General features: G+C 66.7%; 14 protein-coding genes. 8 read left to right on the top strand and 6 right to left on the bottom strand.

Features of this window, described 5'->3' with window-relative positions; genetic code table 11:
• Positions 1–83 precede the first annotated feature (83 nt).
• On the top strand, positions 84–296 hold the full coding sequence (locus KXC42_RS21945; RefSeq protein ID WP_200358886.1) for a DUF4287 domain-containing protein: 213 nt from the start codon (positions 84–86) through the stop codon (positions 294–296).
• A 13-nt stretch (positions 297–309) separates the two neighbouring features.
• Here the strand turns inward: KXC42_RS21945 and KXC42_RS21940 are convergent, their stop codons facing one another.
• Positions 310–1,413 carry a CaiB/BaiF CoA-transferase family protein gene (locus KXC42_RS21940; RefSeq protein WP_039584222.1) on the bottom strand — a complete coding sequence of 368 codons (1,104 nt, stop codon included), beginning with the start codon at positions 1,411–1,413 and terminating at the stop codon, positions 310–312.
• The gene (locus KXC42_RS21935; RefSeq protein WP_019288237.1) at positions 1,410–2,597 is read right to left on the bottom strand and encodes an acyl-CoA dehydrogenase family protein; all 1,188 of its coding nucleotides are present in this window, start codon (positions 2,595–2,597) and stop codon (positions 1,410–1,412) included. The genes KXC42_RS21940 and KXC42_RS21935 overlap by 4 nt, the downstream gene beginning before the upstream one ends.
• 120 nt (positions 2,598–2,717) lie before the next feature.
• On the opposite strand from KXC42_RS21935, the gene KXC42_RS21930 reads away from it, so the two are divergent.
• Positions 2,718–3,725 carry a LacI family DNA-binding transcriptional regulator gene (locus KXC42_RS21930; RefSeq protein ID WP_371683086.1) on the top strand — a complete coding sequence of 336 codons (1,008 nt, stop codon included), beginning with the start codon at positions 2,718–2,720 and terminating at the stop codon, positions 3,723–3,725.
• Positions 3,726–3,731: 6 nt separating this feature from the next.
• Here the strand turns inward: KXC42_RS21930 and KXC42_RS21925 are convergent, their stop codons facing one another.
• Positions 3,732–5,057, bottom strand: coding sequence for a serine/threonine-protein kinase (locus tag KXC42_RS21925; RefSeq protein WP_219129585.1), 1,326 nt, complete (start codon positions 5,055–5,057; stop codon positions 3,732–3,734).
• A 158-nt stretch (positions 5,058–5,215) separates the two neighbouring features.
• Between KXC42_RS21925 and KXC42_RS21920 the strand changes: the two genes are divergently transcribed.
• From KXC42_RS21920 to KXC42_RS21905, 4 genes are all read left to right on the top strand, one after another.
• On the top strand, positions 5,216–6,082 hold the full coding sequence (locus KXC42_RS21920; protein WP_006554708.1) for an SGNH/GDSL hydrolase family protein: 867 nt from the start codon (positions 5,216–5,218) through the stop codon (positions 6,080–6,082).
• Positions 6,083–6,202: 120 nt separating this feature from the next.
• On the top strand, positions 6,203–7,615 hold the full coding sequence (locus KXC42_RS21915; protein ID WP_024102317.1) for an ethanolamine ammonia-lyase subunit EutB: 1,413 nt from the start codon (positions 6,203–6,205) through the stop codon (positions 7,613–7,615).
• On the top strand, positions 7,612–8,376 hold the full coding sequence (eutC, locus tag KXC42_RS21910) for an ethanolamine ammonia-lyase subunit EutC (protein WP_033097452.1): 765 nt from the start codon (positions 7,612–7,614) through the stop codon (positions 8,374–8,376). Before KXC42_RS21915 ends, eutC begins: the two co-directional genes overlap by 4 nt.
• Positions 8,377–8,901: 525 nt before the next feature.
• Positions 8,902–9,675 (top strand): PASTA domain-containing protein, encoded by a 774-nt coding sequence (locus KXC42_RS21905; protein WP_219129584.1) that lies wholly within the window; start codon positions 8,902–8,904, stop codon positions 9,673–9,675.
• Here the strand turns inward: KXC42_RS21905 and KXC42_RS21900 are convergent.
• Positions 9,672–9,896, bottom strand: a complete 225-nt coding sequence (locus tag KXC42_RS21900; protein WP_257605922.1) for a hypothetical protein — start codon at positions 9,894–9,896, stop codon at positions 9,672–9,674. The genes KXC42_RS21905 and KXC42_RS21900 overlap by 4 nt on opposite strands.
• Positions 9,897–10,902: 1,006 nt before the next feature.
• Between KXC42_RS21900 and KXC42_RS21895 the strand changes: the two genes are divergently transcribed.
• Positions 10,903–11,517 carry a YdcF family protein gene (locus tag KXC42_RS21895; protein WP_219130539.1) on the top strand — a complete coding sequence of 205 codons (615 nt, stop codon included), beginning with the start codon at positions 10,903–10,905 and terminating at the stop codon, positions 11,515–11,517.
• Positions 11,518–11,529: 12 nt separating this feature from the next.
• Here KXC42_RS21895 and KXC42_RS21890 read toward each other — a convergent pair whose 3' ends face one another.
• Positions 11,530–12,042 carry a DinB family protein gene (locus tag KXC42_RS21890; RefSeq protein WP_219129583.1) on the bottom strand — a complete coding sequence of 171 codons (513 nt, stop codon included), beginning with the start codon at positions 12,040–12,042 and terminating at the stop codon, positions 11,530–11,532.
• Between the two features lie 57 nt (positions 12,043–12,099).
• Positions 12,100–12,345, bottom strand: coding sequence for a hypothetical protein (locus KXC42_RS21885; RefSeq protein WP_219129582.1), 246 nt, complete (start codon positions 12,343–12,345; stop codon positions 12,100–12,102).
• 142 nt (positions 12,346–12,487) lie between these two features.
• Here KXC42_RS21885 and KXC42_RS21880 point away from each other — a divergent pair, with 142 nt between their 5' ends.
• Positions 12,488–13,744 carry a VWA domain-containing protein gene (locus tag KXC42_RS21880; protein ID WP_071936046.1) on the top strand — a complete coding sequence of 419 codons (1,257 nt, stop codon included), beginning with the start codon at positions 12,488–12,490 and terminating at the stop codon, positions 13,742–13,744.
• Positions 13,745–13,751: the final 7 nt, after the last annotated feature.

Genomic DNA, 13,751 nt, shown 5'->3' with positions numbered 1-13,751 from the left:
GGACTGCGGCGCCGCGGTCTTTTCTGTTGCGGATCGAACGGAACGGCCCGACCGTGTCGGTCGCCGCGGTTGACCTCTCCGGCATGAGCGAGAAGGTCAAGGGGCCCCAGTCGTACTTTCCGTCGATCGAGCAGAAGTACGGACGCTCGATCGAGGAGTGGAAGAACATGATCCGCGCCTCGGATCTCGCCGAGCACATGGAGCTCGTGAACTGGCTGAAACAGGAACACGGGATGGGCCACGGGCACGCGAATGCTCTCGTCGCCCACACTCTGAAGGAACAGAAGTCCGAGTGACGAGAGCGTCCGACTACGCCAGCCGCGGGGGTGCGGTGCGGTAGGTCGCAGGGGTGGCGCTGAGCCGGATCGGGTTGGCGATCTGACGAAGCGGAGCGTCCCGGTCGGGATCGTCGATCGACACCACCGGCGACAGGCCGAGTCGTTCGGCGAGCGCGACCGCGTCGGCGATGTCGTTGAGCGGTCCGCATGGCACCCGGGCTGCGGTCAGAGCGTCGAACCACGCGTCGGCGGTGTCCGTCGACAGCAATTCGTCGAGGATCTTCGTCAGCTCCTCCCGGTTCGCGACGCGGGCGGTGTTCGTGGTGAACCGCTCGTCGGTGGCGAGTTCGGGCGCGCCGAGAACCGCGACCAGGGAAGCGAATTGACGGTCGTTGCCCACGGCGAGGACGAACGGCCGGTCTGCCGTGTGGAACACCTCGTAGGGCGCGATGCTCGGATGGCGATTGCCCATCGCCTTCGGCACCACCCCTGCCGCGACGTAGCCGGACGATTGGTTCGCCAGCGCCGACAACAGGGACGACAGCAGGTTCACCTCGACACGCTGGCCCTCGCCGGTGCGGTCGCGGTGCCGTAGCGCGGCGAGAATGCCGAGCGCAGCGTGCATTCCGGTGATGATGTCGACCACGGCGACACCGACCTTGGTGGGTGTCGCATGGTCGGGCCCGGTGATGCTCATCAGACCGCCGACGGCTTGGATGAGCAGGTCGTAACCGGGCAGGTCGTTGTGCCCGCCGAAGCCGGTGATCGAGGTGTAGACGATGCCGGGGTCGAGTTCCCGGACCTGCTCGTATCCGAGCCCGAGCCGAGTCATCGTGCCGGGCAGGAAGTTCTCGACGACGACATCGGCGCGGGCGACGAGATCGCGTGCCTGCTCGAGTCCTTCGTCGGTGGTCAGGTCGATGGCCACCGATTTCTTGTTGCGGTTGACGCCGAGGAAATAGGTCGACTCGTCGCCGGCCCAGGGTGGTCCCCAGTGCCGGGTGTCGTCCCCGAAGCCGGGTCGTTCGATCTTGACGACCTCTGCCCCGAGGTCGGCGAGCAGCATGGTGGCGTAGGGGCCGGCGAGCACGCGACCGAAGTCGGCGATCACCAGCCCTTCCAACGCTCCGCTCACCGGAAGGCTGCCTCACCGGTCAGCGCCTTGCCGATGGTCAGCTGATGGACCTCGGAGGTGCCCTCGTAGGTCAGCACCGATTCGAGGTTGTTGGCGTGACGAATGACGGGGTACTCGAGCGTGATTCCGTTGGCGCCGAGGATGGTCCGGCACTCGCGGGCGATGGCGATGGCCTCACGCACGTTGTTGAGCTTGCCGAGGCTGACCTGCTCCGGGGCGATCTCGCCGCGGTCCTTGATGCGACCGAGGTGGTAGGCGAGCAGGTGGCCCTTGCCGACCTCGAGCGCCATGTCGGCGATCTTGGCCTGGGTGAGCTGGTAGCCGGCGAGCGGCTTGTCGAACACTTCGCGGGACTGCGAGTACTCGACGGCGGTCTCGAGGCAGTCGCGGGCGGCACCGATGGCACCGAAGACGATGCCGAAGCGGGCCTCGCCGAGGGAGGTCAGCGGTCCGCGCAGACCCTCGGCCTTCGGCATCATCGCCGAGGAGGGCAGACGCACGCCGTCGAGGATGAGCTCCGATGTGACCGAGGCGCGCAGCGACATCTTGGAGTGGATCTCCGGTGCGGAGAAACCGGGCGTGTCGGTGGGGACGACGAAGCCGCGGATGCCCTTGGCGCCTTCTTCGAGGTCGGTCTGCGCCCAGACGACGGCGACGTCGGCGATCGAGCCGTTGGTGATCCACATCTTGGTGCCGTTGAGGATCCAGTCGTCGCCGTCGCGCTTTGCGTTGGTGCGCATCCCGGCGGGGTTGGAACCGAAGTCGGGCTCGGTCAGGCCGAAGCAACCGATGGCCTCACCGGCGGCCATGCGGGGGAGCCATTCCTGCTTCTGCTCCTCGCTGCCCCAGTGGTGGATGGAGAACATCGCCAGCGAGCCCTGCACGGACACGAGGCTGCGGATGCCGGAGTCGACGGCCTCGAGTTCGAGGCAGGCCAGGCCGTAGGCGGTGGCGCTCATGCCGGCGCAGCCGTAGCCGTCGAGGTGCATGCCGAGCACACCGAGCTGTCCGAGTTCCTTGGCGAGCTCGCGTGCCGGGAGCTTGGCTTCCTCGAACCACTGGGCCACGTGCGGGCGGATGCGCTCGTTGCCGAACTTGCGGACGGTGTCGCGGATGTCGATCTCCTCCTGCTCGAGCAGGGAGTCGAGGGCGAACAGCTGGGTGAGCGACTGAGCGTTGGACATGGCCTTCTCCGGTGGTCGAGGAAACGTTTGCGCGATCGATTGCATGGCCTACGCTAAAGATACGTTCCGGGCACGTCAACTCGGAATACGAACTCGATGCCGTACGAGCAGGAGAGCCGCATGCCCCGTCCCGACCGCGCCCCGACGCTCAAGGAGATCGCCGAGCGCGCCGGTGTCCACGTCTCGACGGCATCCCGTGTGCTGCGCCAGCCCGAACCGGTCGACGGCTGGTCGGACTCGGCACTACGGGTGCGGGAGGTCGCGGTCGAACTGGGATATCGCCCCAACCTGTGGGCGGCGAGCTTGCGGACCCGCAAGACCACGACCCTCGGTGTCGTCATGCCGCGACTCACCGACGGCGTGGTCGCCACGACCTACCAGGGCATCGAGGAAGCCGCCACGAAAGCGGGCTACTCGGTACTGCTGTCGAGCCCACCCGACGACCTCGAGGCACAACGTCGCGCCATCGCGCTGCTCGTGGGCCGGCAGGTCGACGGTCTGCTGCTGAGCAGCATGCACCTCCCGGGTGGTCCGTTCGTCGAGTCGCTGGTACTCGGATCGCTGCCCATCCTCGCGGTCACCCGGCACGCCGATGCGGGGTTGCCGTTCGTGGTGGGCGACGACTACCGGGGTGGAGCACTGGCCGCCCGGCACCTTCTCGACCGCGGCTACGACGACCTGGCGATCATCGCCGGCCCCGACCACGCCAGCACCGCCCGCGACCGCCGCGACGGCTTCGTCGACACTCTGAAGGAAGCGTCGGCGCCACTGCCGCCCGAGCGGATCATGCGGTCGAGCTTCGACGTCGCCGGGGGTGTGGAGGCCGCGCGTGCGCTGCTGGACCGCCCCGACCGTCCCCGCGCGATCTTCGCGGTCAGCGACACCATCGCCATCGGCATCCTCGGTGTCGCCCGCGACCTCGGTCTGTCCATCCCGGACGATCTCGCCGTGGTCGGCTACAACGACATCCCCGTCGTGGCGCAGCTGCCGGTTCCGCTCACCACCGTGCGATCGCCCGCGCACGATATCGGGGTGACGGCCATCGAGCGGCTCCTCGAACTCGTGCGAAACGGAGAAACGGAATCGACGCGACTTCCCGTCGAACTCGTGGTGCGCGCCTCGAGCTGAGCGATCTCACCCGTTACCGCGGCCACTGTTCCCGTTGCCGGTGTTCCCGTTCCCATTGCCGTTGTTGCCGTTGTGTTTCCCGTTGTTCCCCTGCGAGTTTCCGTTACCGTTGTTGTTGCCGGGTCCGCTGTTTCCGCGGGACTCGGGTTCGGACCTCGTGGGCCCGGCATCCGCAGGCGGTGCGACGGGAGCGGTCTCCGGAGCGGGCACGACGGGCGGAACCACGGCGGTCTCGTCCACTGTGCGCGCCGGGGCGACCGTGGATTCGGGGGTCGCAGGAAGCTCGGTGGTTGCCGGTACCCGCTCGGGCGTCGATGCGGACATGCCCGGCGTCCGCGTCTCCGGTGTGGCCGCCGGCGGGGAATCGCCCCGCCCGAATCCGAGTGCGAGACCGCCCACGGCGAGCGCCCCGACCAGCGTCAGACCCGCTGCGACGAGAACTCCACGTGAACGGTCCGTGCCTGCAGTGGTCGTCGGTCCGCCGATCTCACTCGCCGGCAGGAAGGTTGTCGCAGCGCGGTTTCCGTCGGAATTCTGCAATGCCGCGAGCATCTCGTGCGCACTGCGGAACCGGTCGGAAGGCTCTCGTGCCATGGCCCGTTCGATCACTGCGACGAACCCCGGATGGGCGTCCGGGCGGAGATCGGCAAGTGGCCGTGGACGGTCGTGCGTGATGGCCCGTGCCAGCGCGAGGATGTTGTCCTCGGCGAACGGCCTCCGCCCGCAAAGGGACTCGTAGCCGACGACCCCGACCGCGTACAGATCGTCCGTCACGGACGCGGGGTGTCCGGTGATGCGGTCCGGGCTCAGATAGGCGACGGTCCCCACGAGTTCACCGGTGTGGGTGAGGTCGTCGCCGACGCTCTTCGCGATACCGAAGTCGGCGACCTTGATCTCGCCGTTCTCTGTGATGAGCACGTTCGCCGGCTTGATGTCCCGGTGGAGGATCCCCGCACCGTGCGCGGCGACGAGCGCCTCGAGAATTCCGGCGAGCACTGTGCGCACCCGATCGGCGGGTAGGGGTCCGCGGGTGATGTCGTCGGCGAGGGTCCGCCCGGAGAGCCGTTCCATAACGATGTAAGGACGTCCGTCGTGTTCACCCGTGTCGTACACGGCGACGATGCGAGGGTGGTTCAGGGCCGCGGCGGCCCGGGCCTCGACTTCGAAACGACGTCGTACGTCCGGTCTGCTGCAGACCTCCCGTCCGAGCAGTTTGACGGCGACGGGCCGGTGGAGGCGGGTGTCCCAACCGTCGTGGATCTCGCCGCTGCCGCCCACGCCGAGCAGACCGCTCAGCTCGTAGCGGCCGTCGAGAACTTTGTGGACGGTCACAGGGGGACGGTAGCCGTTCGAAGGGGGGAGTAAACAAAATGCGCTGGTGGGAGGATGTGTGCCCGAGCTTCATCCGTGATCTTCACCCGGTGCTCGTAACGCGTTTGTAATTCGTGCCGATCTCATGCCCGGGAGAACCACGCTGCCGGAGGGTCTGGATGAAGACGATTGTGCGAGCCGGGATCGTCGCCGGCATGGCAGCTGCATCGATGGTGTGGCCGGTGTCCGCGATGAGCGACCCGGGTAGCGAGCAGGGCATCCGATACGTCGCGCTCGGTGACTCGCGTGCCGCCGGACCCTACCTCGACGCAGCGGCGATGCTCAGCGGATGTGCCCGCGCGGATGCGGGATATCCGAACCTCGTCGCGGGTTCGCTTCAGACCGTCAGCTTCGTCAACGTCGCGTGTTCGGGTGCACGCACCGAGCACATCACGTCCGTCCCGCAGCAGACGTCGACCGGATCGGTCCCGCCGCAGATCGATTCGCTCCCTCCGGACACGAATCTCGTCACGCTGAGCATCGGCGGCAACGATGTCGGCTGGGCGGGGCTCGTCTCGGCCTGTTACACCGAGCTTCCGGGCGGCGATGCGCACTGCCGCACCGATCCGGGCACCACGTCGCGCATGGACACCGCCCTGAGTGCACTCGGACCGAAGCTCACCGCGACACTCACCGCCGTCCAGCAACGCGCACCGCGCGCACGGGTTTTGCTGGTCGGGCACGGCGGTGTCTTCGCCAACCGGGGTTGCTGGCCCAACATCCCCACCAGCGATGCCGACGCCTCCTTCGTGACGAACTTCTTCGTGCGGATGAACCGAGTACTCGCCCGCTCCGCCGGCGAGGCCGGTGCCGAGTTCGTCGACGTCATGGCCGGATCGGAAGGGCACGATGCGTGTGCGCCCTCCGAGCAGCGCTTCTACGAGGGACGGCAGTCGCTGTCGCTGGCGAAGGCACTGCACCCCACCGCTGCGGGGATGCGGCACATGGCGCAGCGGGTGACGAACGTCTGGTACCAGCGAGGCTAGGAACCGACGACCAGCGACGTTTCGTTCGCGACACTCGCCGGACACGACAGCGAAAAAGTGGAATGCTGCACTCCACTGCGTGCTCACATCCGTCGAACCGGTCCTGCGCGGGAGGCCTCGATGACGATCTACCGACAACAGCTCGGCGGAACCGGTTACGTCTTCGACGGCCTCGTCGATCTGCTCGGCAAAGCATCCCCGCGCCGCTCGGGTGATGAGCTCGCCGGCTGCGCCGCCACCTCGGACGCCGAACGCGCCGCGGCACAGCTGGCCCTCGCCGACCTCCCGCTGACCACCTTCCTCACCGAGGCAGTCGTCCCGTACGAGACCGACGAGGTCACCAGGCTGATCGTCGACACCCACGACGCGACGGCCTTCGCGCCGGTCTCGCACATGACCGTCGGGGAACTGCGCGACCACCTCCTGGAGGTCGCGGCCCGACCGGACTCCGCCGACGTGCTCGCGGCACTCGCGCCGGGACTCACCCCGGAGACGGTCGCGGCGACCAGCAAGATCATGCGCAATCAAGACCTCATCGCGGTCTCCCGCGCTGCGACGGTGACCAGCGCGTTCCGCACGACCATCGGATTGCCCGGGCGGCTCGCGACGCGCCTGCAACCGAACCATCCCGTCGACGACCCGCGTGGGGTCGCCGCGTCCGTTCTCGACGGCCTGCTGATGGGATGCGGCGACGCGGTCGTCGGCATCAATCCGGCGAGCGACTCGCCGCACGCCGTGTCCGACCTGCTGCACCTGCTCGACGAGATCCGGCAACGATTCGAGATTCCCACCCAGTCGTGCGTGCTGACCCACGTCACCACCACCATCGATCTGATCGAGAAGGACGCACCCGTCGACCTGGTGTTCCAATCGGTCGCCGGCACCGAGGGCGCCAACCGCAGCTTCGGTGTGGACCTCGCAGTGCTGCGGGAGGGCAACGAGGCCGGCAGGTCGCTGCGACGGGGGACCGTCGGCAACAACGTCATGTACTTCGAGACCGGGCAGGGTTCGGCGTTGTCGTCGGGAACCCATTTCGGAACCGGTGGCAGGCCGGTGGATCAGCAGACCCTCGAAGCGCGCGCGTATGCCGTTGCGCGCGAGTTCGAACCGCTGCTCGTCAACACCGTCGTCGGGTTCATCGGACCGGAATACCTGTACGACGGCAAGCAGATCATCCGCGCGGGTCTCGAAGACCAGTTCTGCGGCAAACTCCTCGGCCTGCCGATGGGTGTGGACGTCTGCTACACCAATCATGCCGAGGCCGATCAGGACGACATGGACACCCTGCTGACCCTGTTGGCCGTTGCCGGAACAGCATTCGTCATCACCGTGCCGGGTGCCGACGACGTGATGCTCGGCTATCAATCGCTGTCGTTCCACGACGCGCTGTACGTGCGGGAGGCCGCCGACCTGCGGCCGGCACCGGAGTTCGAGGACTGGCTACGCAGGCAGGGTATGGCGGACGATATCGGTCGCATCCTGCCGGTGGACGTCGGCACGTCCCCTCTGCGCGCACTCGGAGGTGCCTTGTGAGCGACCTGTGGGACGAATTGCGCCGAAACACCCAGGCACGGATCGGCCTGGGACGCACCGGGAACAGCATCCCGACGCGCCGTCATCTGGAATTCGTGGCGGCCCATGCCGAGGCGCGCGACGCCGTGCACGTCCCGCTCGATGTGCATTCCTTGGCTCAGCGGGTTCGTGATCTCGGGCTCGGTGAGCCATTGATCGTGGAAAGCGCAGCAGGAGATCGCAGTACGTATCTGCGTCGCCCCGACCTCGGCCGGCAGCTCGCCGAGGGGACCACGCTGCCGCGAACAGAGGCCGATCTCGGTATCGCGCTGTGCGACGGGTTGTCGTCCACCGCTCTCGACGCCCACGGACCCGATCTGCTCGCGGCGATCGTCGCTGCCCTGCCCGGGTTGACCGTGGCGTCACCGGTGATCGCGACGCAGGCCCGCGTCGCGCTGGGCGACCATATCGGTGAGCGGCTCGGCGTCACGACGATGCTCGTGATCATCGGCGAACGGCCCGGCCTGTCGGTGGCCGACAGTGTCGGCGTGTACCTGACGCACCACCCGACGCCGGGACGCAGTGACGCCGAACGCAACTGCGTGTCGAATATCCACCCGCCCGGCGGGATGACCTACGAGCATGCAGCGCGCGTCGTCGCGGCCCTCGTGAACGGCGCGCGACAGTTGGGGGCCTCGGGGGTCGCGCTGAAGGACACCTCGCGGGATCCCGCACTCACCGACCCCGACAGCGGAGCGCGAAACGGTCAGCAGAGCGCGTAATAGCGCGCACCTATGACCACTTCGCGCTCTGCTGCCCTCGGTCGAGGGCGGAGGATTGCGCCGTTGTGTGCAGATTGCCAGGGTACATCTCACTCGTCCCACTGCCTATGTTGCTGTGCCCGAGCAAGCTTCTCGCGAGGTAGACAACCTGAAGATGAGGCTCACAACCCTGCTGGTCGACCATCTGGGTCAGGGGCCGATGCTGCCGAGCATGATGCCGACGCTTGCGGCGAGCGACGCGATCAGATGTGCGTTGTAGCGCTGGTCGAAATCTCGAGTACTCATTGGGTCTCCTATTTGCAATTCGTGGAACTTGTTCGGGTCAAGCGGTTTCGGGAAGCGGGTTCTTCAACGAAGCGACGATGTTGTTCGCGATCGTCGACGCCACCTCCGGCGAAACGTTCGCGTCGTGGCAGCGCCTCGCCGCGACCGCCAGCCGATCGGCGACCTCGTTGAGCGGGTCAGCGCGTGTGCGGTCGAGAAAGCAGCGGCACACGGGGCCTGGTGTCGGGTTGAAGGAGAAACATGAAGTTCGTCGTCCCCTACCTGCGAGTCGTAGCGGGGATGTTCGCCGCCATCACGCTGTGGCTGGCGATCGTGGAAATAGTCAACGGCAACTTTGCCGACGCGATCCTGTTCGTGGCATTCGCGGCCGGCCTGGGATATCTCGCGATCGGCAAGCCTCTGCGCGACCGTCGCAGGCGGATCAAGGCCGAGCACGACGCGATCGCCGCACGCGCCGAAGCCGGCCACCGCGCGTTCCTCGCGGGGGATGTGCGGGCCGCGATGGCGCCGCCGCCCGAGCCGCCGAAGCCTCCGAGGATCCGGCGCGGGGTGGTCATCGCCGCTGCCGTTGCCGGACTGATCGTCCTCATGGGAATCATCGGTGACATCTCGGACGGGCTGGATTCACCCACGAAGGACGACGCGAGTGCGACTCCTCGCGCTGCCGCACCGACGACCACCACGCCGTACACGACCTCGGCTGCCACCACCGCACGGACCGTCGCTCCGGAAACCACTCCCGCCACGAGAGTTTCCACCACGCAGGTCGCGGCGGTCGCGTCCACCGCGGTGATGCCGAACGTCGTGTGCATGGATCTTCAAGCGGCACAGGACACCATCCAGGCCGCCGGCGTGTTCTACTCCACGAGCGTCGACGCGACCGGTCAGGGACGCGCGCAGGTATGGGACAGGAACTGGGTCGTCGTCGACCAGACTCCCTCGGCGGGAGCATCGATCGGTGAAGGCGACCCAGTGCTGTCGGTTCTGAAAGAGGACGAGTTCAGCGGTTGTTAGGCCATCGGTTGCTCCGTGCGGGAGAGATCCTCGGTGGCGGTGTTCGACGGATGCCGGCCGCCCTCGAGGAATGCCATCGTTCCCGGCCGTAGGGCCTCGACCCGCAGGCCCGCCATCGCGGCCTTCAGTCCGAGATCCTTGATGGTCGAGGCGATTCGGCCGGAAGAGGCCTGTTCCTTCGGGGTGTCGTTCCGCTCGCGGAACTGAACGGCGCCGGTCACGTCGGCCCCTCCCGTAGACCCGTGCTTCGATCACAGCACGCCACCCGGGGTTCGCGCAACGAGAATGAATTCGATCGGGAACGAATCGGGCGCCCTGCGGGCGGCTGCCCCGACCGATCGGAGACCCTTCGGGTCCCTGAGTCGTCGTCCCCTTCCCCAAGGCTGCCCGGTCGCCATGCCCCGATAGACCGTCTCGGCCAGCACGGATAGCCCCACGTCGCGGAGGACGTGCGGCTCGCACTGGACCCGGTCGTTCGTGTCGACCCGCACGATCGGGTGCTCCACCACCAGCTGTGGAGACGAGGGATACTGGTGCCCAGTCGGTTTCGAGACAGGGAACGGCCCCGGCTCGCAGCGTCGGCGCGCTGACGTCGGACTGTGGGAGACGAGCGACGAGCTGCGTCGACGCGCCTCGGCTACCGGAACGGCCCTCGTGCGCGACGATGCAGGTGAAACGCCTCGAGCCCTCCGATCACGGTGGATCGGAGGGCTGGAAAGTCAGGACGTCGGGCGTGAACCCGGGGGAGCGGGTGTGCGGCGACCGGCGCGGACGAATGCGCTCGCGGCTCGTTGCTGGAATACGCCTCTCGAAGGCGTGTGGATAGACTCCACCCTACGGTGCATGACAGTCCCTATCTGTCTTGTGCCCAGACCCCGGTGAGGTGTTGGCGCACCTTCCGGGGTCGACCTGTTTTCAGGTCGGTGGAGGGATGGTCGCACGGGTGTGCGAAGTCGTCAACTCGAACACACGTTCTGTTTCTGTCTGTTCTGCAAGTACGGGAAGCGCAGTGATTCGTCCGAATGGCGCCTCTTGCAACGATTGTCGCGCTTGTTCATGGATAGACCAGTGGTTCGGATGTAAAACCGATTGTCAGCCGTCATCGAATCCGACGCGGCCTATGGTGAGACTTCTTCGCGTCGAGCTCCAACTTCCCACACGTGCGCGTCGAGATGGCACCGTGCGGCACGGCCGACATCCGAGAAGAAGGGGACTCGCGTGGGAGCTGTGCGACGCACGGTGGTGGCGACCGCAGTCGCGGCCACAGCCGCGGTAGGTGTATCGACGGGGCAGGCAGCGGCGACTCCTGCAATCGACACCGTCGTGAACGGTGCACTGTCCGTCACCCCGCTGTGCCAGGGAACCATCGACGCGCTGATCATCGCGTGCACCGAGCTCGAGAAGCTGACACCGCACTTCCCGCTGATGCTCGACCTGAATCCGCGGGGTACGCATCTCGTCGTGCTCGGGGCCGGACTCACCGATGACGGCAAGATCCGGCCGGTGCTCGAAGAACGGCTCGAAGCGGCTCTTCGTGCAGCGCAACGCTATCCGGAGTCGCCGATCGTCGTCACCGGTGGCGTCCCGCGCAACGGCGTCACCGAAGCTCAGGCCATGAAGGACTGGCTGGTCGCGCGAGGCATTCCACCCGAACGCATCACCGAGGAATCGGAATCGACCTCCACCGTCGAGAACGCACGCTTCACCAACGACGTTCTGCTCGAACGGCGAGCCACGGGCGCTGTGCTCGTGACGAACCGCGACCACCTCGAACGCGCGATGATCAACTTCCGGCAGGCGGTCGACGCGCGTATTCCGGTCGCGGGCATCGTCGCAGCGTGAGCGCCGGAATTCTCAGCCCGGCGTGTTCATCTTCCGCGCCAGTACCTGACTGATCTCCGAAACATTCTTCGCCAGTTCGAAGTTGACCCACCCGGCTACTTCCCACAGAGGTGTAGGTTCGGGCATGAGGTCGACGATCGTCTTCTCGATGTCGGCAGTCTCGAGAAGCGCGGCCCATTCGGTGCGAAGAGCCCGGATGCGGCCGGTCGAGCCGGACCATTCGTAGGCGTCCGGCCCGACCGCAGTTCCCCCACTGCAGACCGCCACGGTGTTCGTCCACCACCACTCGATGTGCCAGAGCAGCCACGCAATCGTGGGCTCGGGAAGGACCTCGGCCGTCTCGTCCGGCCAGTCGGCGACGAGGCGACCGTCGACTGGTCGAACGCCCACACAGTTCGACGACGGCTCCCAGTGCACGGCCGTCTCGTCGATCCGCGGCAGTACGTGTTGTTCCGTGAAGAGCCAGACCACGTCGAGTTGCTTCAGCAGCGTGCGCGCCGCGAGGGTGGGGCCGTCGGAAGTCATATTCGAATGATCCGGGACGATCGAGGCCCGATCAAACAGGTTTCGTGAGAAGGTCTATCAGTTCTGGGGCAGCGGCAGGGGTGCGGGATCGATACCGGTGTAACCGCACTGCTGCAGTGGAGTTCCGGTGATGAGGCAGTTGATCGCAGCCTCCGCCAGGTGCGGCAGAATCTGGATGTAGTTGTTGGCGACCTGGGCGCTTCCGGAATCCGCACTTCCGGTAGGAGCAGCGGACGCTGTTGCCGGGGAGACGAGCACGGCGGCCAGGCACGCGACACCGGTTGCGAGGATGCGACGCTTCATTCGATAGTTCCCTTCGACGTACGGACAGTCATTGGGAAATCGTTACATTCGTCCCGATCGTTACCCCTCTGAGAACATGAAGGCCCGCTTGCTGGATAGGGTGCGGATGTCACGACGTCCGTCCCCTTCCCGAGGAAACCCCATGACCGAACTTGCGCGCGGTGAGAACACGACAATCGCAACCGGGGTCGTCACGGTCTCGGTGGCGGGAGCCAGGCAGGGAACCGTCGACCTGATGGTCTTCCAGCTCGGCGCCGACTCGCGCGTCCGCAGCGACGCCGACTTCGTGTTCTTCAACCAACCGTCCTCACCGGAGGGCGCGGTTCGCCTGGTCACAGCGGACAAACTCTCGATCGACCTCACGGCGGTGCCGGCAGCCATCGAGCGGTTGTCGATCGCCGTCGCACTCGACGACAGCGTCCCCGGGAGCCTGGCGACGGTGACCGGCCTGGGTGTGGAGGTCGCGCACCCGGCCGGCACGGCCTCTGCGCGAGCATTGGATCTGACGACGGAACGCGCCGCGGTGCTGCTCGAGATCTATCGTCGGAACGACTCGTGGAAGGTCCGCAACGTCTCCGCGGGCTGGGACGCCGGACTGTCCGCGCTCGTGCGCGAACACGGCGTGCAGGTCGACGACGAGCCTGCCGCGCCCGCCGTCGACCCGCACGGTGTGCGCACCGTGGCGGGTGAGGAGAAGCTCTCCCTCGAGAAGCGACAGAAGCTCGACATGCGTAAGCGCGAGGTCGCGAAGGTGCTGCTCGACAAGGGTGCTCCGGGGGTTCGGGCTCGCGTCGTGCTTGTCATCGACAAGACCGGCAGCATGAACCGGGAGTACTCGAGCAAACGCATCCACGAGGTCGTCGAACGTATGGTGCCGATCGCGGTGCAGGTCGACGACGACGGAAAGCTCGAACCGTATCTGTACGCGAAGTCGTTCGCGCGGCTGCCCGACATCGTCGTCCACGAGGTCGACGGGTGGTCGTCCACCTACCTGCACCTCAGCGGAACACATGGCGGTATCGACTACGGACGGATCGGCGGCGTCAACGACGAACTACCGGTGATGAGCGAGATCATCGACTCGCTCGTCCCGGGAGCGACGATGCCCACGCTGGTGCTGTTCTTCACCGATGGTGGCTTCACCCAGAAGCAGAAGATCGCCGACCTGATGAAGAGCGCCTCGGCTCTGCCGGCGTTCTGGCAGTTCGTCGGGCTGGGCAAGGCCAATTACGGTGTGCTCGAACGGCTCAACACGATGTCCGGCCGCCGCGTCGACAATGCCGGCTTCTTCAGCGTCGACGACATTTCGAAGGTGACCGACGCCGAGCTGTACCGGCGCATGCTCAGTGAGTTCCCCGACTGGCTGAAGGCGGCGAAGAACGCGGGGATAGTCGGCTGAAAAACGC

The organism is Rhodococcus sp. LW-XY12 (genome assembly GCF_019317345.1).
Lineage (GTDB): Bacteria > Actinomycetota > Actinomycetes > Mycobacteriales > Mycobacteriaceae > Rhodococcus > Rhodococcus pyridinivorans.
The sequence above is the reverse complement of the archived record's forward strand: the minus strand, read 5'-3'. Positions and strand labels throughout refer to the sequence as shown.

Bases quoted from the DNA above. Each gene is read 5' to 3' on its own strand.
- KXC42_RS21935 (WP_019288237.1), bottom strand. From the start codon at position 2,597: ATGTCCAACGCTCAGTCGCTCACCCAGCTGTTCGCCCTCGACTCCCTG.
- KXC42_RS21880 (WP_071936046.1), top strand. From the start codon at position 12,488: ATGACCGAACTTGCGCGCGGTGAGAACACGACAATCGCAACCGGGGTC.
- KXC42_RS21920 (WP_006554708.1), top strand. From the start codon at position 5,216: ATGAAGACGATTGTGCGAGCCGGGATCGTCGCCGGCATGGCAGCTGCA.
- KXC42_RS21885 (WP_219129582.1), bottom strand. From the start codon at position 12,345: ATGAAGCGTCGCATCCTCGCAACCGGTGTCGCGTGCCTGGCCGCCGTG.
- KXC42_RS21930 (WP_371683086.1), top strand. From the start codon at position 2,718: ATGCCCCGTCCCGACCGCGCCCCGACGCTCAAGGAGATCGCCGAGCGC.
- KXC42_RS21945 (WP_200358886.1), top strand. From the start codon at position 84: ATGAGCGAGAAGGTCAAGGGGCCCCAGTCGTACTTTCCGTCGATCGAG.
- KXC42_RS21905 (WP_219129584.1), top strand. From the start codon at position 8,902: ATGAAGTTCGTCGTCCCCTACCTGCGAGTCGTAGCGGGGATGTTCGCC.
- KXC42_RS21915 (WP_024102317.1), top strand. From the start codon at position 6,203: ATGACGATCTACCGACAACAGCTCGGCGGAACCGGTTACGTCTTCGAC.
- KXC42_RS21890 (WP_219129583.1), bottom strand. From the start codon at position 12,042: ATGACTTCCGACGGCCCCACCCTCGCGGCGCGCACGCTGCTGAAGCAA.